The sequence below is a fragment of the Bradyrhizobium sp. OAE829 genome (assembly GCF_040546575.1).
In the GTDB taxonomy this organism is placed as follows: Bacteria; Pseudomonadota; Alphaproteobacteria; order Rhizobiales; family Xanthobacteraceae; genus Bradyrhizobium.
In genome coordinates this window covers 5,551,327-5,574,141 of sequence record NZ_JBEPOE010000001.1, presented here as the reverse complement: position 1 = coordinate 5,574,141, position 22,815 = coordinate 5,551,327, and the positions used below count along the sequence as shown (strand labels likewise).

Annotated in this window: 19 protein-coding genes and 1 pseudogene; 8 read left to right on the top strand and 12 right to left on the bottom strand. The window is 62.1% G+C overall.

The window, feature by feature from the left end:
* Positions 1-69: 69 nt before the first annotated feature.
* On the top strand, positions 70-747 hold the full coding sequence (locus ABIE49_RS26755; protein WP_192736763.1) for a hypothetical protein: 678 nt from the start codon (positions 70-72) through the stop codon (positions 745-747).
* Between the two features lie 320 nt (positions 748-1,067).
* On the opposite strand, the gene ABIE49_RS26750 is transcribed toward ABIE49_RS26755, so the two are convergent.
* Positions 1,068-1,541, bottom strand: a complete 474-nt coding sequence (locus ABIE49_RS26750) for a methyltransferase family protein (RefSeq protein WP_192736764.1) — start codon at positions 1,539-1,541, stop codon at positions 1,068-1,070.
* A 21-nt stretch (positions 1,542-1,562) separates the two neighbouring features.
* Positions 1,563-2,459: an NAD(P)/FAD-dependent oxidoreductase gene (locus ABIE49_RS26745; protein WP_192736944.1), complete on the bottom strand. Its 897-nt coding sequence runs from the start codon at positions 2,457-2,459 to the stop codon at positions 1,563-1,565.
* Between the two features lie 368 nt (positions 2,460-2,827).
* Here ABIE49_RS26745 and ABIE49_RS26740 point away from each other — a divergent pair, with 368 nt between their 5' ends.
* Together ABIE49_RS26740 and ABIE49_RS26735 are read left to right on the top strand one after the other, a co-directional pair.
* The gene (locus ABIE49_RS26740; protein ID WP_192736765.1) at positions 2,828-3,478 is read left to right on the top strand and encodes a TetR/AcrR family transcriptional regulator; all 651 of its coding nucleotides are present in this window, start codon (positions 2,828-2,830) and stop codon (positions 3,476-3,478) included.
* Between the two features lie 217 nt (positions 3,479-3,695).
* Positions 3,696-4,661 (top strand): ABC transporter substrate-binding protein, encoded by a 966-nt coding sequence (locus ABIE49_RS26735; protein WP_192736766.1) that lies wholly within the window; start codon positions 3,696-3,698, stop codon positions 4,659-4,661.
* A 148-nt stretch (positions 4,662-4,809) separates the two neighbouring features.
* Here ABIE49_RS26735 and ABIE49_RS26730 read toward each other — a convergent pair whose 3' ends face one another.
* Positions 4,810-5,682 carry a tetratricopeptide repeat protein gene (locus ABIE49_RS26730; protein ID WP_210337315.1) on the bottom strand — a complete coding sequence of 291 codons (873 nt, stop codon included), beginning with the start codon at positions 5,680-5,682 and terminating at the stop codon, positions 4,810-4,812.
* Between the two features lie 502 nt (positions 5,683-6,184).
* Here ABIE49_RS26730 and ABIE49_RS26725 point away from each other — a divergent pair.
* The gene (locus tag ABIE49_RS26725; RefSeq protein ID WP_192736767.1) at positions 6,185-6,436 is read left to right on the top strand and encodes a hypothetical protein; all 252 of its coding nucleotides are present in this window, start codon (positions 6,185-6,187) and stop codon (positions 6,434-6,436) included.
* Positions 6,437-7,192: 756 nt separating this feature from the next.
* Here the strand turns inward: ABIE49_RS26725 and ABIE49_RS26720 are convergent.
* The 3 genes from ABIE49_RS26720 to ABIE49_RS26710 all read right to left on the bottom strand — a co-directional run bounded on the left by ABIE49_RS26720 (position 7,193) and on the right by ABIE49_RS26710 (position 8,503).
* Positions 7,193-7,480 (bottom strand): hypothetical protein, encoded by a 288-nt coding sequence (locus ABIE49_RS26720; protein WP_192736768.1) that lies wholly within the window; start codon positions 7,478-7,480, stop codon positions 7,193-7,195.
* A 123-nt stretch (positions 7,481-7,603) separates the two neighbouring features.
* Complete coding sequence (locus tag ABIE49_RS26715; RefSeq protein ID WP_192736769.1) at positions 7,604-7,972, bottom strand: hypothetical protein; 369 nt, start codon at positions 7,970-7,972, stop codon at positions 7,604-7,606.
* 300 nt (positions 7,973-8,272) lie between these two features.
* The gene (locus tag ABIE49_RS26710; protein WP_192736770.1) at positions 8,273-8,503 is read right to left on the bottom strand and encodes a hypothetical protein; all 231 of its coding nucleotides are present in this window, start codon (positions 8,501-8,503) and stop codon (positions 8,273-8,275) included.
* A gap of 1,108 nt (positions 8,504-9,611) precedes the next feature.
* Here ABIE49_RS26710 and ABIE49_RS26705 point away from each other — a divergent pair.
* The 3 genes from ABIE49_RS26705 (at position 9,612) to ABIE49_RS26695 (ending at position 12,929) form a co-directional block, all read left to right on the top strand.
* Complete coding sequence (locus ABIE49_RS26705) at positions 9,612-10,997, top strand: ABC transporter substrate-binding protein (protein ID WP_192736771.1); 1,386 nt, start codon at positions 9,612-9,614, stop codon at positions 10,995-10,997.
* A 211-nt stretch (positions 10,998-11,208) separates the two neighbouring features.
* Positions 11,209-12,081: a carbohydrate ABC transporter permease gene (locus ABIE49_RS26700; protein ID WP_192736772.1), complete on the top strand. Its 873-nt coding sequence runs from the start codon at positions 11,209-11,211 to the stop codon at positions 12,079-12,081.
* Entirely contained in the window at positions 12,078-12,929 is an 852-nt protein-coding gene (locus ABIE49_RS26695; protein WP_192736773.1) for a carbohydrate ABC transporter permease, read from the top strand. The genes ABIE49_RS26700 and ABIE49_RS26695 overlap by 4 nt, the downstream gene beginning before the upstream one ends.
* Here ABIE49_RS26695 and ABIE49_RS26690 read toward each other — a convergent pair.
* The 3 genes and pseudogenes from ABIE49_RS26690 to ABIE49_RS26680 all read right to left on the bottom strand — a co-directional run bounded on the left by ABIE49_RS26690 (position 12,924) and on the right by ABIE49_RS26680 (position 15,871).
* Complete coding sequence (locus ABIE49_RS26690; protein WP_192736774.1) at positions 12,924-13,739, bottom strand: ABC transporter permease; 816 nt, start codon at positions 13,737-13,739, stop codon at positions 12,924-12,926. The two genes, ABIE49_RS26695 and ABIE49_RS26690, sit on opposite strands and share 6 nt — an antisense overlap.
* Positions 13,739-14,653, bottom strand: a complete 915-nt coding sequence (locus ABIE49_RS26685; protein ID WP_192736775.1) for an ABC transporter permease — start codon at positions 14,651-14,653, stop codon at positions 13,739-13,741. The genes ABIE49_RS26690 and ABIE49_RS26685 overlap by 1 nt, the downstream gene beginning before the upstream one ends.
* A pseudogene (locus ABIE49_RS26680) lies at positions 14,650-15,871 on the bottom strand (ABC transporter ATP-binding protein). The gene ABIE49_RS26685 and the pseudogene ABIE49_RS26680 overlap by 4 nt, the downstream one beginning before the upstream one ends.
* Before the next feature lie 147 nt (positions 15,872-16,018).
* Between ABIE49_RS26680 and ABIE49_RS26675 the strand changes: the two are divergent.
* Positions 16,019-17,332 (top strand): tetratricopeptide repeat protein, encoded by a 1,314-nt coding sequence (locus ABIE49_RS26675; protein ID WP_192736776.1) that lies wholly within the window; start codon positions 16,019-16,021, stop codon positions 17,330-17,332.
* Here ABIE49_RS26675 and ABIE49_RS26670 read toward each other — a convergent pair.
* The 3 genes from ABIE49_RS26670 to ABIE49_RS26660 all read right to left on the bottom strand — a co-directional run bounded on the left by ABIE49_RS26670 (position 17,317) and on the right by ABIE49_RS26660 (position 22,665).
* Entirely contained in the window at positions 17,317-18,330 is a 1,014-nt protein-coding gene (locus ABIE49_RS26670) for an adenylate/guanylate cyclase domain-containing protein (protein ID WP_192736777.1), read from the bottom strand. The two genes, ABIE49_RS26675 and ABIE49_RS26670, sit on opposite strands and share 16 nt — an antisense overlap.
* Positions 18,327-19,814, bottom strand: a complete 1,488-nt coding sequence (locus ABIE49_RS26665; protein WP_192736778.1) for a glycerol-3-phosphate dehydrogenase — start codon at positions 19,812-19,814, stop codon at positions 18,327-18,329. The genes ABIE49_RS26670 and ABIE49_RS26665 overlap by 4 nt, the downstream gene beginning before the upstream one ends.
* Before the next feature lie 148 nt (positions 19,815-19,962).
* Positions 19,963-22,665 carry a sensor domain-containing protein gene (locus tag ABIE49_RS26660; RefSeq protein ID WP_192736779.1) on the bottom strand — a complete coding sequence of 901 codons (2,703 nt, stop codon included), beginning with the start codon at positions 22,663-22,665 and terminating at the stop codon, positions 19,963-19,965.
* Positions 22,666-22,815 lie beyond the last annotated feature (150 nt).

Below are 22,815 nucleotides of genomic sequence, written 5' to 3'. Positions count from 1 at the left end.
GCTGGTTTGTCACCACGATGGCTCTTTTGTTTTGCCGACCGGCGATGGGCTGAGACGTAGGGAACGCAGGTGAGCGAAGCACCCGGCAGGGAAGCGCAAGAGGACAAACAGCCCGACGTGGCACCGCAGGTCGCCTCAAGACCGGTGCCGGTGTTAGCTGTCTCGCTGGCTGCCATGGCCGTCATTGGTGCCGCCACCGCCAATTCCTTGCCGAGTTTCGGCGGCTTCTCAATGCCGGTTTTCAATCAGTTCTCATTGCCGAGCGTCGATTGGTTCTCCTTGCCGGACTTCAGCCGCTTCTCCCCGCCAAATTACAATCGCGTCGCTGCACCTCCTCCGCCGACCCCGGCTCCGGTCCTCGTACCGGATCCGGTTGTCCGGGCGGGATTGCGGGACATTCAGACATCGCAGGAGCAAAACGCCGATGTGTTGATGTCGCTCATGCAGAGCGCCTCAGCCCAACAGACGGATTTGAAAAGAATAACCCGTCAACTCTCCTTGCTGACGGCGCAGGTGAGCTCCCTGCAGAATCAGGCGGCGCCGCTGACGACTTCCAGCATCCCACCGCTCACGACTTCCAGCATCCCACGTCCAAATCCTCGCGCGCGGATCATCCAGGCGTCGCGAAAAGTACTCCCACCAGTTCTTCCGCCAACTCCCCCTCCACTTCCCAAGCCCGCCGGCCCCTTTTCGGTAGGCGGCGCTCCGCTCAGTCCTGCGCCGGCACCTGGCTCGGGCGCAAGCTAGCACCCAACGGACAACGCCTCCGCCATCTCCTCGAGCCGATCCTGGAAGCAAAGCAAGCATCCAGCAAAGATCGTAATGCCTGCTTTTGGGGGCAAATCGGAAGTCGCCGACGCAGACGCTCACGTCCGCAAATGACCCAAGCGGAAGTTAGACGGACCGTGCGGCCGACTTCGCGCAAGCCGGTTTCGGTGTCTTCGTCGTGTTGGATGCGGCACTGGATCAAGATCGGGTGGACCCGCAACCTTCAGAATATGATAGGTCGTGGCAAGGAAGCCGGTGCTGGTTATCAGAAGGCCCCGCAGGCGGCAGCGGCGGAATAGTCAGAGCCAGCGGCGAACCTCGGCCTTGTAGCGGCGGTAGTCGTCGCCGAACTTCGCTTCGAGATAGCGCTCCTCGCGGGCGATCACCTGCGTCTGGATTGCGATCAGCACCAACGAGAGCAAGGCGAAGGCGATCGGCCCGTCGAAGCCGATCGCAAGGCCGGCATAGATAAGCGCCATGCCGAGATACATGGGATTGCGGGTCCACCGATAAGGACCGGTCGTTGCGATGAGGGTCGTTGGCTGCGACGGCGGAACGTTGGTGCCCAGCCGCCGGAACAGCCCCGCTGCCGCAAGCATCATCGCCGCGCCGGCAACGAACAGCAGCGCGCCCGTCGCCATCAGCAACCGCCAGTCGATGCCGAAAGAGCGCAGGGTGACGAACCGCTCCGCTGCCAGCCCCAACAGCAGCGCTCCCAGATAGACGAAGGGCGGAGGGAAGCGCACACCCGCGCTGTCCGGTTCGACGGCCATGCTCATCTCCAATCGGTGCTCTCAAACCACCATCGACTGCTGGGCGAAGATACCCGCCATCGCGCCATGCGATGATGCCAGGGTGACCGATGGCGGCGTAAGGGGGTTGGCGAGATCGCCGGCGGCGTAGATGCCGGGCATGCTGGTTTGGCGGCGCTCGTCGACCTTGAGGATGATGCCGAGGGGCGTATCGACCGTGGCGAGGCCCAGTGATTCATGCAGGCTTGCGGACGGCTTGTTGCGCGGATGCGCGAACAGGATGTCGACCGCGACATCGGGGCCGGTATCGAGCTTGACGGTGGCATTATGCGCCCCGTGATGGGCGATCCCGGTGATCCGGCCATCGACGACAGGTGTGTTGCGGCGCGCCAGATCGGCCCGGATATCGGGCGGAATGTCATGACCATTGGCGAAGAGCGTCAACCTGTCGGTCCAATCGTGAAACAGCTTGACCTGATTGTGCGACTGCGGGCCGGACCAGACGAGGCCCCAATGCTGGCCGGCGACTTCAAAGCCGTCGCAATAGGGGCAGGGCACGATAGAGGTGCCCCAGCCTTCGGCAAAGCCCGGAATATCAGGCATCTGGTCGGCGACGCCATAGCTCAGGATCAGGCGACGCGCCCGAAAGCTTTCGCCATCTGAAGTGAGGACGTTGAAATCGTCGATGGCGCCGGAGACACTTTCGGCCCGGGCATTGACCAGCTTGGTCGTAGGATAACGCGCGAGCTGCTGCCGCGCCTCGGCCAGGATGTCCAGCGGCGGCTTGTGATCGTGGCCGAGCAGGCCATGCGAGTGGCCAGCGAAGCGGTTGCGCGGCAGACCGGTATCGAGAACGGTGACCTTGCGGCGGGCACGGCCGAGCTGCAGCGCGGCGGCGAGACCGGCAAAGCTGCCGCCAATGATGATGACGTCATTCATGGTGAAGGGCTCCGTGTTGTGGATGGAGGGGGACGGGCCGGCGGCGGCCTGTGCGCGGGCGAGCCCGATGGTGGAAAGCGCGGCTAACTTCAGCAGGGCTCGTCGTTGCATGGCAGTCGCCTTGTGTTTTAGTCGGCGCAATATCGTCAGACGATGCGCGCCTGAGACGGGCAGCGAGCAGGCCTTCGGCATCGACGAGAAGGTCGCCCATCACTGTGTTGATCGGCCGGACAGTGCCGCATTCGATTTCGCCGGGCGGCCCGGGAAACTTGATTTGGAGGACAGGTTGAACCATTGGCTTGCACATTTTAGATACTATATGGTATCGTAATTTAAGAATTAGGATACTGTCAAGGACTGAAATTGTCGTGACTGAAAACAGCCAGGGCCGGCGCGGCCGGCCCGCCAACGAGGCGCTGGGCCAGACGATCATCGACGCCGCGCGCGAACTCTTTGTGGAGTTGGGTTTTCAAGCGACGACATTGGACAAGGTCGCCAAGCGAGCGAAGATATCCAAGCTCAGCATCTATCGGCACTTCGAGAACAAGGAGTCGCTGTTCAGCGCGGCCATGGCGGCCGGCTGCCATCAGTTGTTTGCACCACAAGCCGTTCTTGAGGGCATCGACGGTTCGGTCGAAGACCAGCTCATGGCGGTGGGATCATTACTGCTTCGCACGTTGTTGAGATCAGACGTCCGCAGTGTCGAAGCCATGGTCATGGCCGACAAGACGAGTCAAAACTCGTTAAGCAAGCTCCATTTCGAAGCCGGCCCCGCCCATGTCATCGCCCAAATCGAGGCCCTGTTGTGTCAGTTGCACGCGAAGGCGGTTCTGAACGTGCCCGATCCTCTCCGGTCCGCCCGCTTGTTTGCCGCGCTTTTCAAAGGATCCGATCTCCTGATGATCGCACGCTTCGATCAGGCGAAAGCAGAGGACGACAACGAAATCGAATCCTATTGCCGGTCGGCCGTCGCCATGTTCATCGCCGCGCACCGTGGCAACGACCACGCGGACGGATAGCCTAGCGGTGAGAATACCCATGGTATTCGATGCGCCAGAAAGCGCCCTGAATCGGTAAGCCCAGTCTGTTCTGGAATTGGCGACCCAAGGCGGACATCGACCACTTTCCCATGTTGCAATAGGGAAGCCCCGTAGCCCTATCAAAGCGCCTATTTGTCGTTACGATGCTGTCTCCTGTTGGAGATGGAGTATGAGACGGCGGGAATTTCTCGGTTTTATGGGTGTCGCGACAGCCACGTGGTCGGTTGAAGCGCGCGCGCAGCAGCCCGTGCGCATGCGACGGATCGGTGTGCTAATGGCTTCGGCCGCGGACGATTCACAATTTCAGACCTGGGTTGGGGCGTTTCTGCAGGGCTTGGCGCAATTGGACTGGGTCGACGGCCGAAACGTGCAGATCGACATTCGCTGGGCCACAAGCAGTGCCGACGAACTTCGCAGACACGGAGCCGACTTGGCCGCGCTCGCGCCGGACGTCCTCGTTGCTGCGACAGGCACCGCAACCGCGGCGCCGTTGCTGCAGGCGACCCGCACTGTGCCAATCGTGTTCGTGCAGGTCATCGACCCGGTCGGCGCCGGTTTCGTCGCGAGTCTGGCGCAGCCGGGTGGCAACGCCACCGGCTTCACTTCGTTCGAATACGGCCTGAGCGGCAAATGGCTGGAGTTGCTCAAGCAGATTTCGCCAGGTGTCATACGTGTGGCCGTGCTTCGGGATTCCGCCATTGCCTCCGGGATCGGACAGTTCGGCGCGATCCAATCCGCAGCGCCGTCGCTCGGTATGCAAGCGACCCCCGTCAACGTGCGTGACGCCGGCGAGATCGAACGTGACATCACCAACTTCGCGCGCTCCTCGAACGGCGGCATGATCGTGACGTCGAGCCCGGCGGCGAGCCGTCATCGCAACCTGATCATCACACAGGCGGACCGGCATCGCCTTCCCGCGGTCTACGGCTCCCGCCACTACGTCGCCGCCGGGGGCCTGATCTCCTACGGGCCTGACCTGATCGACCAGTATCGGCGCGCGGCCGGGTACGTTGATCGCATCCTCAAGGGCGAGAAGCCGGCCGACATGCCGGTGCAGGCGCCAACCAAGTATGAGCTGATTATCAATCTCAAGACCGCAAGGACACTCGGCCTTACCATACCGCAGTCGCTGCTCGCCACAGCCGCTGAGGTGATCGAGTAGCTTCGATGTCCTGCTGTTGGCACCTTTGAGACATGCCCGCCTATCCTGAGAATGTCCGTTCACTGGGGTAGACCGGAAGTCGCCGTGGTCCGGCCAAAACGACGCGAATGACCCACAGCAGACATTGCTTCCGCGACGCACGGGAATACTACCGTTCCGGTTTCGACTTCCACTCAACCGCCAGCTTCTGCGCTTCGGCGATCTGTGCCGGGGTCATCTGCTGCGCGATGCGATTTCGATTGCTGATCGCATCTTGGTCACTTCGCGCAGCCGCCAAACTAAGCCACATGTATGCTTGAATACTGTCTTGCGGCACGCCTAGTCCTGTAGCGTAACAGAGGCCAAGATATACCTGCGCTCCAATATGACCTTGGTCTGCAGCGCGGCGAAACCACTTCGCAGCCTCGATCCGGTTCTCGGACACGGCCACGCCCGCGAAATGCAGGACCCCGACGTTGAACTGCGCACCATCGTTACCGCGCTCGGCGGCAAGGTGATACCACTTCAATGCTTCAGCTTTGTTCTGAGGCACCCCATTGCCGTTGTCGTACAAGGTCCCCAGGTTGTACTGGGCGAAGGTATGGCCTTGATCGGCTGCGAGGCGCCACCACTTTGCAGCCCTAGCGTAATTTTTCGGCACACCTTGGCCGCCATCGTACATGAACCCGAGTGCGTACTGCGCCTCAGCATTGCCTTGGTCGGCCAGCGGACGCCAGAGCCGTAGCGCGGTTGCGTAGTCGCGTCTGCTATGCGCCGCCTGCGCATCCTCAAACGGCCCCGCAACAGCGCCTCCCGCCATCGACAGCGGCGAAGCGAGCGCGAGAAGGACCAGGAGGATTCGGACGATCGGCATGAGAAACCTCAATTGGCGGCGCGTGCCGCGCCGATCGCGCGACGCCGTCGCGACGATGGCGGCTTGTTTGTCGCGGGCCGCCCGCGAAAGGTTCACCGCCGACGGCCTCTTGCGGACACAAACGAACGACCATTGCGCATTAGCCCGGATCCGTGCCTTTGCAAGCATGTCGCCTATTGGCGGCACTTTTCGGACCTCGCGGCTGATGCGGACAATGTTCCGTTCGCGGAGGAAGAGCGGACCCCGTCAACGCAAGCGCTGATTTCCGAAAATGCCCCTGAGCGGACGTGGCGAAAAATCGATACAATTTTAATTCGGCACTTCATTAGAACGCAGGATTGGCTGCGTACCGTTTTCTTGTTGTTGAGAAACCCGTGAAATGCCGCGCCACCTTTGCAATCCAATAAACGCGATCTGCTTCTGGGGTCCGCAACCGGTGAAGTCTTGGAAACGCCCCGCGATGCTCGCAGTCTCCGTTCCGACTTTGGTGGGAGGCATCGCATTCGCGTGGACTATGCCTCAGATCCAAACCTTGGGTGGAGCGGCGTTTTGCTTTGTTCTACTAGCGCTGGGCATATCCGGTATCGTTACATCGTCGGCCGGCTGCGACCATTGCGTTGCGAGATTGTGGGGCTCGATATGATCTGGAATGGAAGTACTGGAATATCACATGGCTACGGAAGCTTGCTGGGCTGACTTCTGTCGAAGGGCGGCTGCGGTAATGCGAGCCGCTCTTGAAAACAAAATGCCTCTTAAGGAAGCAAGCGACTTCTTTGAGAACGACAATACGATGACCGATCCCGATTTGCGTCGTTATGTGGAAGGCATGATTTGGGAAATTGATTCAGAAAGAAACTACTATCTGAGACTTCTTGAGATGTTTGAGTTGCAAAGCACTGAAGAAGAGTTTGGGCGGTATTAAACGATTTGGGCGGTATCTAAACGAGAAGTGAAGCGGGGCCGTAGTAAATGGCCCACTACCACATCTATTGAAGCATGCGCGGCTGCGAAGGTGTCAGCTTTTGACCCCGTTGCAGACATGCTTTCAAGTTGGCAACATCTCATGATGGCGAACGATTGGCTTAGCGACATTGTCGTTGTGAATGAAAGCGGCGACGAGGCAACCGCCGGCGACGTCTCTGTGTTTCGCAGCGCCGGTGAGGCTTGCGCGTGGTTGGAGCATTGGTAGGTCGAGAACGGTGAGGGATTTGTATTCACGGCTGCGGGAGATCGTCTCGCGCTAGGGGTGGACGAGCGAAATAGTCGGGTAATCGTTACGGGCCAACAGGCTGTGCCGAACGGCGCGGAAGTCGTCACGGGCTGGCTTCGCGCCTGCGCCCGCTCTCTATTGGAAGCACGGAGAACCAAGGCGGGCAAAGAGAAAGCTGTGCTCAGCCCGTCCGAGGAGCGAGGGCAACTTCCTACGTCCGTTGAGGGCCTAATCGCCTACGTCGGCTTTAACAGTTAACTGGCCCGCTGTGGCACTCTTGAGACATGCCGACGCAGACTTCGAGGCTAAGGACGTCAGGGCTGGCGAGACACAATCCAAAGATAGACGATGGCCGCGACGATGATCAGTATTAGGCAAACCGCGACTGTCTTGAATGCTGGAAAGCCCAAGGTCGCCCAGGCGGCAAACGTCAAAACATAGAAGACGATCTCGAAGACGCTCAGGATGTTAGTGGCGGTCTTTAACGACATGCGGCACCCAAGGATGATCCCATGAGCGAAGCTCTCTGCCTACCTTAGTGAGTGGATGACTTTCCTTGGCGTCAAGATAACGCAACAGCCGACGCATGCCGAGACCGAAGATGACGAGGAGCATCGCAAAATCCGGCAGGAAAAGAATTCCGTAGTGCCACAGATTGACCTTCTCGCGCGGTCGGACGGTCAAGCCATTGACGATGAGTGGCGCTGCAGCGGCTGCACCGCCATCGGTTAATAGTTGGGGTTCCATGGTCGTCATATTGTTAATCTACCATGGGTCTCTTCGATAGCCGCTCACAAGTTCGAAATCTTCGAAGTCAGTGTTCCGAGTGGCAAGGCTGTACGGACAGACCCAAAGCAGAGATGGCCTTTCGGCTTCGGCTCATAGGCGCTTCCACTCCCGAACGACGATCTGGAAGTCGTCCTCGTAGACAATCTTTCCTGGATTACATGATCTGAGGAGGCGTACACCGACGTCGTGCTCCTTGAGGAGGGCCACGATCTCCCACATTTTTCTGATCGATGGTTCGGCGGTGTCCTTGAACCATGAAACCGCTTCCGGGCCCCAGTCACTCGTCGAGAATGGCGGACAAGGGAGATGGGCGTGCAGCCACGCGTACGCGTCCTCAAGGCAGGTCTGCTGATAGGGAGCGAGTTGTCCCCGATCGCGAAGGAGTCGAGCCTCAGTGATGATGCCCGTTAGCCAGCGGTGGTTTTCACGGTCGGTGCCGACTACAAAGCGGACAAACATGGGCGCGCCTCTCGAGCGTCTTCCCGCGAAGTGGCACCGGTTCGCGTGAAGAAAACGCGTCAAAACAAGAATCTGGAGCCCCGTTCCGATTCCATCGGAACGGAAAAGGTCTAGTCATGTGCAGAGAAACCATCCCCACCTGAGTGATGATGGTCTCCGCTGCCTATCGCCGAGCCAGGGCCATTAACGTCGGCCCCGAAGCCTGCTTTTGTTTTCTTCCGATACGACCAAGCCAACGCCATTCCGCCCGCAACGATCAGAAGCAATACGATTACCGCAATCCAATGAGAGGCCATGTCCTTAGCCCTCTTCGCCAAAGAGGTCGGGCTCCCCGATCCAGTCAATCACGATCCCGCTTGCTATACGGGTGTGACCCCACGGAGAAGCGGTACCTACGTCATCGATGTGCACATGGCTTCTCGACGTGCTGTTTTTGAGGGTGGTCAACTTCTCGATGAGCAAATCCACCCCTGCGGCATCCACCATTAGGTCAATTCCGTTAAGCACATCATTCCAAGCTACAATGATCATTCTTCCTCCACTCAAGCATCCCAGGAATATGCCTCGATCATTAAAGGCATTCTGAGAAAGTTCAGAAAACTTGACATATCGGTTCGCGATGTCCGCTCGTGACACTTTTCGGACCGCGCGCCACGCCTGAATTGCGTCCCTAGTTCAGGGTAAAGCAGACGCCGGGCGATCGCTTGAGCTTATGGGCTCACCCGCAATCTGCCTACGCCCTGAGAACTGCGTCGAGGCATGCGCAAGAAATCCGCAAGCGAGGGCGCGACACAACGACCGACGGGCAAACCAGTTCTGATTTACGGAAATCGTGTCAAGTAGGAAATTTCCGTAAATCGAAAATATTTCCGTTGTCGGCCGACCCAAATCAGTGCGCATCTATCGCCATCCCGTCCTACTCAGAAGGGCGTCGGCCGTCGTCACGGACGTTGGACGGGTTGCGGTGGACGCTGGTTCACGTCTGACGACGGCGTGGATTAAGCGTACGGCAAAACCGTGTGGTCCTGGCGCCCGTCGCAGGCGTCAAGCTGTCGGAGAAGCGCAAGCGGGAACGGCAGCGACGGAGTCAACCAAGAACTCGTCTCCGGGGAGAGCACGGCATAAGCCGTAAAGCCATTGCGCAGGGAAGGCCGGGTGTTCTCCGCTGCCCTGTATGCTCGTGTGCAGTATTTCTTGTGCTAGTCGCACACGGGACCGCGGGTGCAGCGCGCACCCGGTCTTCCCTGCGCCCTCATTTTCGAGGGCAAGGAATTTCTGGCAAAGCTCGGGCTTATCAGGCCGCGAGAATGCGAAGCTGTGTCGCCTCGGCACGAATGGGCAATTGCGCATGCAAAGCCGGTATCCCATAGCCGCCGATGCACATGTTATATCGGGCGATGCCGAGGTTGGATTTGGCTGGAACTTCAATCCCTCTCACAATCAAGATGGAGGGCGCCTGTACGCGATTGCGCGCCAGGCCGGGAGGACAAGACTGAAACGACGTCGTTGCGAAAACGGACCGCTTTGGAACACCCTCCCCTACAAAAAGTTTGCAACGCGGCATCTAGATCGCGCCGTTTGGTTGCGCTATCACTAATCCAACCGGTCAAAAACCCCGGCAAAATTCAGGGAGAACAACGTGAGATTCAAGGGATTTGGTGCAGTTTCACTCGCGGTCGCGGCTGTAGGGCTGTTTTACGCCACAGCGCCTGCGATGGCCCAGCAAAAAACCATTACCGTCTGGTTCGGCAAGGGCTTCTACAAGTCCGAGGACGACGCGCTGCTCGAGGCGATCAAGAAGTTCGAGGCCAAGACCGGCATCAAGGTCGAACTGTCGCAATACGCCATTCAGGACATGATTCCGAAGACGGTGGCGGCGCTGGATTCGGGCACCGTGCCTGACGTCGCCTATTCCGACAGCTACGACGTGCAGGCGCAGGGCAAATGGGCCTATGAGGGCAAGCTCGAGGACCTCGGCGACATTCTGCTGCCGATGAAATCGGCGTTCGCGCCGAACACGCTGGAGACCGCGCTGCTCTACAACGACGTGGCCAAGAAGAAGGCCTATTACGGCTATCCGCTGAAGCAGCAGAGCATGCACGTCCAGATCTGGAGCGACATGCTGGAGCAGGCCGGCTTCAAGCAAAGCGACATCCCGACCAAATGGGAAGATTACTGGTCGTTCTGGTGCGACAAGGTGCAGCCCGCGATCCGCAAGGCCACCGGCCAGCGCATCTATGCCGTCGGCCAGCCGATGGGCGTGGAATCCACCGACTCGTTCCAGTCGTTCTACACCTTCATGGACGCCCATAACGTCAAGCTGGTCGATGACGACGGCAAGCTTCTGGTCGACGATCCCAAGGTGCGCGAAAACCTGATCAAGGCGCTGAAGGACTACACCGACACCTACACCAGGGGCTGCTCGCCGCCTTCGTCCACCACCTGGAAGGATCCGGACAACAACGTCGCGTTCCACAACAAGACCATCGTGATGACGCACAACTTCACGATCTCGATCGCGGCAAAATGGCTCGACGACGCCAACAACCCGGCGCTGACGCCGGAACAGCGGGCGCTCGGCAAGAAGAACTACGACGAGACCATCATCACGGCCTCGTTCCCCAACAAGCCGGACGGCACGCCGATCAAGTACCGCTCCGACGTCAAGACCGGGCTGATGTTCACCGCGGCCAAGAACAAGGCCGAAGGCAAGGAGTTCATCAAGTTCCTGCTGCAGGAGGAAAACCTTCGGCCCTATATCGAGGGCGCGCTCGGCCGCTGGTTCCCGGTGACGACGGCCAGTCAGCAGAGCCCGTTCTGGCAGGCTGACCGGCATCGCAAAGCCGTCTACACTCAGTTCACCGGCGGCACCACGCCGTTCGACTTCACCAAGAACTGGAAGTTCACGATCCTGAACAACGAGAACGTCTGGGCCAAGGCGATGAACCGGGTGGTGAGCGAGAAGGTTCCGGTCGACAAGGCCGTCGACGAACTGATCGCCCGCCTCAAGCAAATCGCGGGTTAAAGAGCAAACGATGCCGGCCGCCGCTACAGCATTTTCCGCCACGTCGTCCCGGCGAACGCCGGGACCCATACGCCGTGTCGCTTGTTATGGAAGACGCTGTCCGACGACTTTCGTCCAACCACAAAAGCCTGTGGTTATGGGTCCCGGCGTTCGCCGGGACGACGGCCTGCCGGAAGGCAGCGGCCGGCATTTCTTTCAAGAGTAACTGAATATGGCGATTACGATCTCGGGCGATCAGGCGATGCCAGGCCCGCCGCTGTCGGCCCGGCTGACCACCCCGCAGGTCTGGGGCATCGTGCTGGTGGCGCCCTACCTGCTGGTGTTTCTGGCCTTCGTGGTCTACCCGGTCGGGTACGGGCTGTGGCTGGCGCGTCATCCGGCGAGCTATGTCGCGCTCTGGCACGATCCGATCTTCGCGCGCGCCGCGGTCAATACGCTGATCTTCCTCCTGGTCGGCATCAACCTCAAAATGATGATCGCGCTGCTGCTGTCCGGCTTCTTCGCCCAGCAGCGCCCCTGGATCAAATGGCTGTCGGTGCTGTTCATCCTGCCCTGGGCGGTGCCTTCGATCCCGACCATTCTCTCCGTACGCTTCATGTTCAACCCCGAATGGGGCGTGGTCAACACGCTGATCTTCAAACTCACCGGGGATGACGGCCCGAACTGGCTCAATGACCCCACCGTGGCGCTTTCCATGGCGATCGGCGTGCACATCTGGAAATCGCTGCCGTTCTGGACGCTGATTCTGATGACCGGGCGGCTTGCGATCTCGCACGATCTTTACGAGGCGGCCGAAGTCGACGGCGCGAGCCGGACGCAGAAGTTCCGCTTCATCACCTGGCCGTCGATGCAGGCGCTGTATCTCACCTGCACCCTGCTCTCGATGATCTGGACGCTGGGCGACTTCAACAGCGTCTATCTGCTGACCGGCGGCGGACCTGCCGATCTCACCCATGTGCTGGCGACCCTCGGGATTCGCTATCTGCGGCTCGATCAGCTCAGCCTGGCGATGGCGTCCATTGTCTGCGCGCTGCCGTTCGTGCTGCCGCTGATCTATTTCATGATGAAACGGTTGTCGCGATGAAACTGCCAACACTACGCGAAGTCGGCGTCGAAGCCCGCCTTCTCCTGATCGGGATTCCCGTGTTCCTCTGGACCATGATCCCGATCTACCACATGTTCCTGTTCGCGATTTCGCCGAAGGAGGATGCGTTCTCCGGCAAGCTCTGGCCGGCGCATCCGACGCTGAATAATTTCCGCATCGTGTTCCATCAGGAGCATTACTTCCTGCGCGATTTCTGGATCCAGTTCTGGAATTCGATCGTGATTGCGCTCGCGGCCGGCGCGCTGACGCTGCTGATCGCGACCGCGGCGGCGTTTGCGATTTCGCGGCTCAAGGTGCCCGGCGGGCGGTGGGTGATGAATCTGGCGCTGTTCACCTATTTCATCCCGGCGGCGTTCCTCGCCGTGCCGATGTACCGGACCATGGGTAATTACGGCCTGCTCAACAATCACTGGTCGCTGATTCTGGCGATGGTGACGATCGCCTCTCCCTACGCGATCTGGGTGCTGAAGCAGGCCTCCGACAAGCTGCCGGTCGAACTCGACGAAGCCGCCGTCATGGACGGCGCGACCATCCCGCAGCTGTTCAGGCTGGTCTATGTGCCGCTGATGATGCCCTCGCTGGTGGCGATCGGCACCTACGCGATCCTGCTCGCCTGGAACGAATATCTCTACGCGTTCCTGCTGCTCTCCAAGGACACCGAAATCACGCTGCCCGTGGCGCTCGGCAACTTCCTCGCCGCGGACGATTCGCCGTGGGAATTGCTGATGACCACCGGCTTCATCTACGCCCTGCCGCCGGCCGCGATCTACTACGCGTTCAAGCGGTATATGGTGGGCGGGCTGACGGCGGGTGCGGTGAAGTCATAACGGCGCCGCGCTCTCGCCTTGCGAGCTCGAAAGCTTCGAGGCGAACGAAGCAAGCACAATTACCACCGCGATCAGCGCGATCACCATCGTGCAGATCGCGTTGATCTGCGGCTTCACCCCGAGCCGCACTTCGGAATAGATCCGGATCGGCAACGTCGCCGAACCCGGGCCCGTCGTAAAACTCGCGATCACGACGTCGTCGAGCGACAGCGTGAACGCCAGCATCCAGCCGGCCACGATCGCCGGGACGATCAGCGGCAGCGTCACGGACAAGAATGCCTTCACCGGATCGCAACCGAGATCCATCGCGGCTTCCTCGAGGCTGCGGTCGATGGAGGCGAGGCGCGACTGCACCACCACGGTGACGAAGCACATCGTCAGCGTGGTGTGCGCGATCGTCACAGTCCAGAAGCCGCGCTCGGCGTTTAGCGCGACGAATAGCAGCAGCAGCGACAGGCCGGAGATCACTTCCGGCATCACCAGCGGCGCATAGAGCATGCCTGAGAACAGCGAGCGGCCCTTGAAGCGTTCGCCGCGCGCGAGACCAATCGCGGCCAGCGTGCCGAGCAGGGTTGCAACCGTCGCCGACACCGCGGCGACGCGCAGGCTCATCCAGGCGGCGTCCAGCATGGCGCGGTCGTTGAAGAACTCGGTGTACCAGCGCAGCGACCAGCCGCCCCACACCGTCACCAGCCGCGAGGCGTTGAACGAGTAGATGACGAGAATGACGATCGGCAGATACAAGAACGCCAGGCCCAGCGCCAGCGAGGTGATGTTGAACGACGAAATCCGGTTTACCTGGCGCGCCATCAGCCCCCTCCCCGCAGCGTGCGCCGCTGCAGCCGGTCATAGAGCAGCAGCGGCGGTATCAACAGCAGCAGCAGCGCGACGGCGGCGGCGGAAGCAACCGGCCAGTCCTTGTTGGTGAAGAATTCGAGCCACAGCGTCTGCCCGATCATCATCGAACCGGAGCCCGCCAGGAGATCGGGGATCACGAATTCGCCGACGATCGGGATGAAGCACAGCAGCGCGCCGGCGCCGACGCCCGGCAGCGAGAGCGGAAACGTCACCAGCCAGAACGCGCGTCCCGGCGAGGCGCCGAGATCGGACGCCGCCTCGATCAGCGCGCCGTCCATTTTGGCGAGCGTGGCGTACAGCGGCAGGATCATGAACGGCAGATAGGAATAGACGATGCCGATATACATCGCGGTGTCGGTCGACAGCCACACCACGGGCGTTGATACGATATGCAGCCCCAGCAGCACCTTATTGAGCAGGCCGTCATGCTGCAGGATATTGATCCAGGCATAGATCCGGATCAGGAACGAGGTCCAGAACGGCACGATGACCAGCATCATCGCGATTGGTTGCCAACGCTGCGGCAGCCGCGCCATGCCATAGGCGATCGGGTAGCCGATCAGCAGCAGGATCGCCGTCGAGGTCACCGCGACGAAGATGCTGCGCAAATACGAGGAGATGTAGAGACTGTCGGAGACCAGCAGCTTGAAATTGTCCAGCGACAGCTCCGCCAACGCGGCCTTGATCGCAGCCCAGCCCGCGGTGAGGTCGAACAGCGGCACGTAGGGCGGCTGCGCAATCGCGGTCTGCGACAGGCTTATTTTGAGCACGAAACCGAACGGCACCAGGAAGAACAGCGCCATCCACAGATAGGGCGCGATCGCAGCCAGCCGCGCCGGACGGGCGAAGATGTCGCGCGCGCTCATTGTTCCAGCACCATGCAGTCGTCAGGCGTGAACCAGGCCACCACGCGCTGGCCCGCGAGATAGGCATCGATGTCGAGCCGCGCGGTATTGGCCACCGATGCGCGGACCACCACGCCGGATTCCAGCTTGACCTTGTAGGCGGTGAGCCCGCCGAGATAGCTGACATCTGTCACAACGCCTTCGAGCCGGTTTGATCGCGTGCGTATTGGCCGCATCCGACACCGGGGCGCGGCGCGACAGCTTGACCTTCTCGGGGCGGATCGCGACACAGACCATGGCCTTGGTAACCCGCTGGCGCGGCTCGGTGACCGCTAGCGTGACACCCTCCCTGGTCGTGACCAGCAGCCGGTTATTTTCGCGCCAGCCAACCTCGCCGTCGAACAGATTGACGTCGCCGATGAACTCGGCGACCCAGCGCGAATGCGGCGCCTCGTAGAGTTCGCGCGGGGTGGCCACCTGCTCGAGGCGGCCGGCATCCATCACGCCGATCCGGCCAGCCATCGTCATCGCCTCTTCCTGGTCGTGGGTGACGATAATGAAGGTCATGCCGAGCCGGCGTTGCAGGTCCATCAATTCGAGCTGCGTGCTCTCGCGCAGCTTTTTGTCCAGCGCAGCCAGCGGCTCGTCGAGCAACAGCACCTGCGGGCGGCGGGCCAGCGAGCGCGCCAGCGCCACGCGCTGCTTCTGGCCGCCGGAGAGCTGATCGGGCTTGCGCTTCTCCATGCCTTCGAGCTTGACCAACGCAACCATCTCGGCAACGCGGGTGGCGATCTCGTCGCGCGCCATGCCGGCACGCTTGAGGCCGAACGCGATGTTGTCCCGCACCGACAGATGCGGAAACAGCGCGTAGTTCTGGAACATCATGTTGACCGGGCGCAGATGCGGCGGCACCTGCGCGATGTCCTTTGCCCCAAGCAGGATGCGGCCCTCGTCCGGCGTCTCGAAACCGGCGAGCATGCGCAGCAGCGTGGTCTTGCCGCAGCCGCTCGGACCCAGCAGCGCAAAAAATTCCCCGGCGCGGATATCAAGCGACAGCCGGTCCACCGCGCGGAAACTGCCGAACGTCTTGCCGACCCCCTCGATGCGCAGCAGCGGCATGTCGGCGGCCGGTTCGAGCTGCGCCGCAGGGCCTACAGGCGCTTGAGGTGGCGGCTCCGGCTTTGCGGGGCCCGCGACCCCATCGGCCTTCGGCGTAATTTCCGGCGCTTCCTCGGTCATGTCCCCTGCCAGCCCTCGCTGCCGCACGCTAGCGGCGGATCGGCACCGGCTCAACCGCTTCGCGGCGCACAGTCACAATATTATCGCCGTCGCCGGTCATGTCTCTGCTAGGCTTGGCACTCACCGCGCGCATCACGGAACAAGAAAATGAACCGGGACCGATATGACCTGCCGCTGACGACGACCTCCGACCGTGCCGCCGCGCATTATCGCGACGGCATGGACTGCATGTTGTCGGCCTGGCACGGCGCCGAGGACGCATTCGACCGCGCGATCCGGGAAGACCCCGGCTTCGCCTTGGCGCATATCGCGCGCGCCCGCCTGCATCAGCTCAATATGCAGGGCAATGAAGCGCGCCGCATGGCCGCCCATGCACGGCAACTCGCCGCCGGCGCCGACGCCCGTGAGCGCCATCATATCGATGTCATGGCTGCCGTGATCGAGGGCAAGCCGAAAGTGGCCGTCAGCGGCGCGGAAGCGCATCTCGAGGAATATCCCCGCGATGCGCTGGTGCTGTCGATGCTGCTCGGCGCCTTCGGGCTCTACGCGTTTTCAGGCCGTGCCGACCACGACGCCGCCAAGCTTGCGGTATGCGAGCGCGTCGCCCGGCATTACGGCGAGGATTGGTGGTTCCTGAGTTATCTCGGCTGGTCGCATACCGAGGCCGGCAATCTCGCCACCGGCCGCACTTTAAGCGAACGCGCGATGGAGTTGCGGGCTGAGAACGCCAACGCCGCGCACGGCCTGTCGCACGCGATGTTCGAGCAAGGCGACATGGCGGCAGGCCGCCAGTTTCTTTCCGCGTGGCTTCCCGCGCACGACCGCAAGAGCTTCCTGCACGGGCATCTGTGGTGGCACATCTCGCTGACCGCGCTCGACGAGGGCGATCTCGAAGGCGCGCTGGCGATCTACGAGCAGCAAATCAAGCCGGCCGACCGCCCCTATCCGCCGCTGAATATTTTCACCGACGGCGCTTCGCTGCTGTGGCGGTTGTCGCTGGCCGGCAAATCCGGGCTGGAGCCGCATTGGCGCGATGTCGCCGCCTATGGCGAAAAATATTTCCCGCAGGCCGGGGCGCATTTCGCCGACGTGCATCATGCGCTGGCTGCCGCCGCAATCGGCGGTGAGGCGCTGGACACGCGGCTGGCGCAGCTGGAGGCCCGCGCCGCCGACGGTAAACTGCCGCCGGGCCGCGCGGCCATCGACATGTGCCGCGGCATGCGGGCCTTCACCGACGGCGATCATGACGGCGCGATCCGCCTGCTTGAACCGGCGATGGCCGAACTGGCGCGGATCGGCGGCAGCCACGCCCAGCGCGAATTGTGGGAGGACACGCTGATCGCGGCCTATTTGCGCGGTGGACACCGCGAGAAGGCCGCCGGGCTGATCTCCACCCGGCTCGAACGCAGGCCGTCCGCACGTGACGCGGCCTGGTCGCGGGAAGTTCAGGCCTGGCGCTGAACGGCGAACACTTCGATCGCCGCCGCACGGCCGCGCAATTGGGCAGTACCGAGCGGTTCAACGAGCATATTTGAATTGGGCCGGACGCGGCTGAGCAGATCGGCGGAGACCAGCAGATTGCGGCCGGCCTCCTTGCAATATTCCTGCAGCCGCGCCGTCACGTTCACGGTGTCGCCGAAATAGGCCAGCTGACGCCGCGAGCTGCCGCATTCGCTGATCACCACGGGACCTGCATGCAGGCCGGCACGGAAAGTTGGCACCATGCCGAACTCTTCCCGGTAGGAATCCGCTTTTGCCGCGATCGTATCCGCGATCGCAAAGAAGCAGTCGATGCAGTTTCCATCCGATTTCTTGCGGTCGAGCGGCCAGGTGACGATGACCTCGTCGCCGACATAGGCATGGACTTCGCCGCCATGCGCGACGATGGCCGCATCGATGTCGTAGAAAAAGCGGGTGAGAAGGCTTTGCACGCGCAGTTCGCCCATCGCCTCGGCGAGCGAGGTGGAGCCCGCGAGGTCGAGGAACATCAGCACGCGTTCTTCCCGCACTGGGTTGCGATATCGCCCGAGCGCGACGTTGAACAGCACCCGGTTGCCGACGAGACGTGTCAGCTCAAAAGCCAGTCCGACAAGCAGGGCCCCGAAAAACGCGGCCACGAAGATCTTGGGGAACGTGTCAACCCGCCATGCGGCTTTCCCGTGCCAATAAAGCAGCGGCTCCAGACCCAGAAGAACGGATGCAACGACGACGGCCATAGTTGCGGAACGCAGCCCCAGATCCATCAACAGCGGCCATCTGCTGATCCAATCACTTCGCCGCGAAGCAAAATAGAGATGAGTCGCCCAACCGGCGAGTGCAACGCCGATGCCGTGGAGGCCGCTTCGCAGATAGTTCGCCACGGTCGCTTCCAGTGGATTGTCCACGAGGTAGCGAAGCGTCATCCCGAACAGCATGCCGAATACGGCGACGACCAGAGCCGGAAAAACAGAGCGTTTCATTTGCAATCCGTCCCCGACATCACCGTCGCCATGAACGCCGCCAGTGCCTCGCGGTCTGCCGCCGGCATGGTCAGGCCGAGCTTGGAACGCCGCCACAAGATATCGTCCGGGAAGCGCGCCCATTCGTGCTTCATGAGATAGCGGACTTCCGCGCCCGTCAGTTCAGGCCCAAACGCCGGGCCGAGATCGCCGCGGTCCCCGGCCTCGCCAAGGATCTCCTCGACGTTCGACCCATAGGCGCCGACCAGCCGGCGGGCGTGGTCTTCGCTGAGAAACCGCCAGCGCGCGCGCACCTCGTCGACCTCGTTCTCGAAGCGGCTCCAGGCAAAATCGCCGCCGGGCAGCGGCGCCGTCGCAGTCCAGCGCGGCAACATCGGATAAAACGGCGTCAGGCTGGAGACGGCCCTTTCGGCGCGCAGCCGCGAGGTGGTGACGTCGCCGCCGAAGATCGTGATCAGCGGCGCCTTGCGGCGACCGTGGTCGAAGCTCATCGCGCCATCCCACGCTGCCCGGCTGTTCGCGGGGTTCATCACCAGGTTAGCGCCGGAAACCGTCCGCACCACGTCGACCGGTTCGATCCGCTCGCGAAAATACCGGTTGGCGGCATCGCAAAGATAAGCCACGTCATTGGCCGCCATCGCGACAATGGCGGGATCACCCTTAAAGGCATGGCCAACGGTGCCGATCAGGGTGAAGTCGCGCTCATAGGGGCTGGCGAAAATCAGCCGGCCGTCGCTGTTCTGGAATACGTAGACGTTGTCGGTGTCGAACAGGCGGCGGACGACGATCTGGCTCATCTGAATCGTGGCGAGCCTGGGTGGCGGCTGGCGCAGCACGGTCTCGGCGACGGTCGCGATCCAGGCCCCGGTGGCGTTGACCAGCGCCCGCGCGGTCACAACCTGACGATGGCCACGATCGATCGTCACCAGCCGCCAGGTCTCGCCCCGCTCGGCACGCGTGCAGCGGGCGCCGGTGCGGATCGCGGCGCCCCGCGCCGCGGCGTCGACGGCGGTCAGCACGACCAGGCGGGAATCGTCGACGACGCAGTCGGAATATTCGAAGGCCGTTCCGAACGGCCGCTTCAGCGGATTGCCGACCGGATGGTGGGTGACGTCGACGGTGGCGGAGCGCGGCAACGGCGCGCGCGAGGCCAGCCCGTCATACAGCAAAAGCCATGACCGTAACTGCCAGGCCGGGCGTTCGTCGACGTGGGCGGGGATGGCAAAGCGCATCGGGCGCACCAGATGTGGCGCTATCCGGAGCCAAATGTCGCGCTCGGCCAATGCCGCACGGACCCGAAGGAAGCGGCGCCGCTCCAGCCCCGCCAGATCGCCATGGACGAGCCGCGGCGAGGCCGAGGAGGCGCCCGCAGCGAGATCGCCCTGCTCCAGCAGGATCACGCGCAGGCCGCGGCCGGCGGCATCGCGCGCGATGCCGACGCCGTTCAATCCCCCGCCGATGATCGCAAGATCGTAGTCCGCCATGCAACGCTTACAGTCGAGAACCGAAGTGCGCGACAACATAGCGTGTTCGCGCGAAGTGGATACCGGTTCGCATCGCAATCAAGTAGATTGCGTAGACTTATCTGCGGCAAAAACGCGTCAAACAAAAACGAAGAGCCTGCGCGGAACTCTAGCCGGTCTTGCGCGTGGACTCGATACTGTTGATGACTTTGCGCCCGACCAGCGCGGCGTACTGCCCGATCGGCAGGGGTTTGCCGATGAAATAACCCTGCACCGCGTCGCAGCCCTCTTCCGACAGGAAGCCGAGCTGTTCCTGGGTTTCGACGCCCTCGGCGACGATCGACATTTCGAGGCCGTGGCCGAGGTCGATGACGGCGCGCACGATCGCTGCCGATTGCGGATTGCGCCCGAGATGCATGACGAAGGCGCGGTCGATCTTGATCTTGTCGAACGGGAACGCCTGCAGGTAGCTCAGCGAGGAGTAGCCGCTGCCGAAATCGTCCATCGAGATGCGCACGCCGAGCGCCTTGAGCCGCCGGAGCAGCGCCAGACCGCGATCGAAATCCTCGATCAGCACGCCTTCGGTGATTTCGAGCTCGAGCCGATCCGGCGCCAGGCCGGTTTCGAGCAGGATCGAATGCACCAGACTGACCACATCGCCGTGCATGAACTGCGCCGGCGACAAATTGACCGCGATCTGCATCGGCACCGGCCAGGAGGCCGCCTCCCGGCAGGCTTCGCGCAGGATCCATTCGCCCATTTCGACGATCAGGCCGCTTTCTTCCGCCAGCGGAATGAAATCGCCCGGCGACACGAAGCCGCGTACCGGATGCATCCAGCGCGCCAGCGCCTCGAAGCCGATCACTTCGCTGCTGGCAACCGTCGGACCCGAAGCGGCCTGCGGCTGGTAGTACAGCGACAATTCGCCGTTCTTGATCGCGACCGAGAGGTCCTGGTGCAGCACGCGGCGGTCGCGGATCTGCTGGTCCATCTCGGGCTCGAAGACGCTGATGGAGCCGCGCGATTTTGCTTTCGCCCGGAACAGCGCCGCGCCGGAATTGGCGAGCAGGGCTGCCGCGTCCGACCCGTTGTGCGGAAACACCGAGATGCCCGTGGTGGCACCGGCCCGAACCGGCTTGCCGTCGATCTGGAATTCCTTCGCCAGCGCGATCGCGACCTGCTCGGCCAGCGCGATGCCCGCGGAGGGCTGTTTGCCGTCGATGATCAACCCGAATTCGTCGCCGCCGAGCCGAGCCACCACGCCGCCGCGGGCGCAGTCCTGCAGGCGCTGGGCGACCTCGGTCAGCACCTTGTCGCCCATCGCGTGACCGAACACGTCGTTCACTTCCTTCAGCCCGTCGAGGTCGATGCAGAGCACCGCGAATTCCTCTTCGGTGCCCTCGCAAGCCTCGATCATCTGGGCCAGCGCCTGCAGGAAGGCGGCGCGGTTCGGCAGATCGGTCAGGCCGTCATGATAGGCCATGTGCGCCATCCGCGACTCGGTCTGACGGCGATCGGTGACGTCCTCATGGGTCTTGATCAGATATTGCGGCTCGCCGGCATCATCGAGCACCGTCATCCGGCGGGTCAGGAACAGCCGCAGGCCATCCTTGGTCGAGATCGGGTGTTCCTCGGTCAGAAGGCCGCGCTTCTTGATGGCCGCCTCGTCGCGCGCGATGATCAGCTTGGCTTCGCGCGGATTGAAGATATCGGCAGCCGTCAGTCCGGTGGCGTCCTCGCGGCGGCGGTTGAGGATGGTTTCGGCGCTGCGGTTGGCGAGCAGGTATTTTCCGTCCGAGACGCGCTCGACGATCAGCGAGACCGGAATGTTGTCGACCACGAGTTCGAGGAACTTCTTGGTACTCTCCAGTTCGCGCGACAGCGAGCGGCGGTCGGTGACGTCGTCGAACAGTGCGATCAGGAATTCGGGCTGGTTGTTCTCATCGCGTGCGATCACGCGGTTGGAGGCGAGGACGCGCTTTTCGGAGCCGCGCTCGACCTCGAACTCAGTGCGGTGGTAGCCTTCCGGTGCCTTCAGCGCCGACTGGTCGGCGGTTTCAATCGTGCGTGCGGTTTCGGGTTGGAATATCTCGTCGGCGCGCTTGCCGACGATATGGTCGCGCGAGAAGCGCGAGAAACGCTCGAACGCGCGGTTGGCGAAAATATAGCGGCCGTCCTCGATGTTCTTGGCGGCGACGCAGACCGGAACGTTGTCGAGCACCGATTCCAGGAACTGCGTGGTCGACGCCAGCTTGCGCGAAAGCTTGCGCTGCTCCGTGCAATCCTCATGGGTCGCGACCGACCCGCCATTCGGCAGGCGGAAATACTTGACCAGGACCGATTTGCCGTTTGGCAGTTCGGTGATCAGGCCGTCTGCGGTGGCGGCCTGGGCATAGAATTCGTCGACGCTGACATCCAGTGCGCCGCGCTTGCGCCGCACTTCCAGCAGTTCCGGCCCGGTCATGTTGCGGGGAATGTCCGAGCGTGCCAGGCCGTAGATTTCGAGATAGCGGTCGTTGCTGAAGATAATGCGCTGACGGGCGTCGGTCATCACCACGCCCTGGCTGAGATTGTTCAGGGCTGAGCTGACGAAGGCACTGCGCCGGAGTTGCGAGCGCTTGACCCGGCGCAGCGCCGACAGCACCCATAGCGCGGCCGCTGCCAGAAACGATACGACCACGACGCCGCCGATCAGCATCTCCCAGATCATGTTGGGGTCGAGTTCGCTAAAATAGCCCGACGGCGCCAAGCCGCCGGAAACGGGCGGCGCGGCCCATGCCAATCCGCACGACGCAGAGGTGGCGAGCAGACACACGAGGGCCAGCGCCGGAATCGAATCCCTCCCGCCTGCCTGCCAATTCTTGCCAGCCATCATTCACCCGCGGATTTCCCGGTTGAGTGTCTGGCTTGACGGGTTTGGATCGGGTAAACGCCTACCCTTGCAACCGGAAAATGCGACTCAAATTACGGCAATTGCCCTGACATGATTAATGCTTCACTAACGGGATGGGACCTAAGGGCA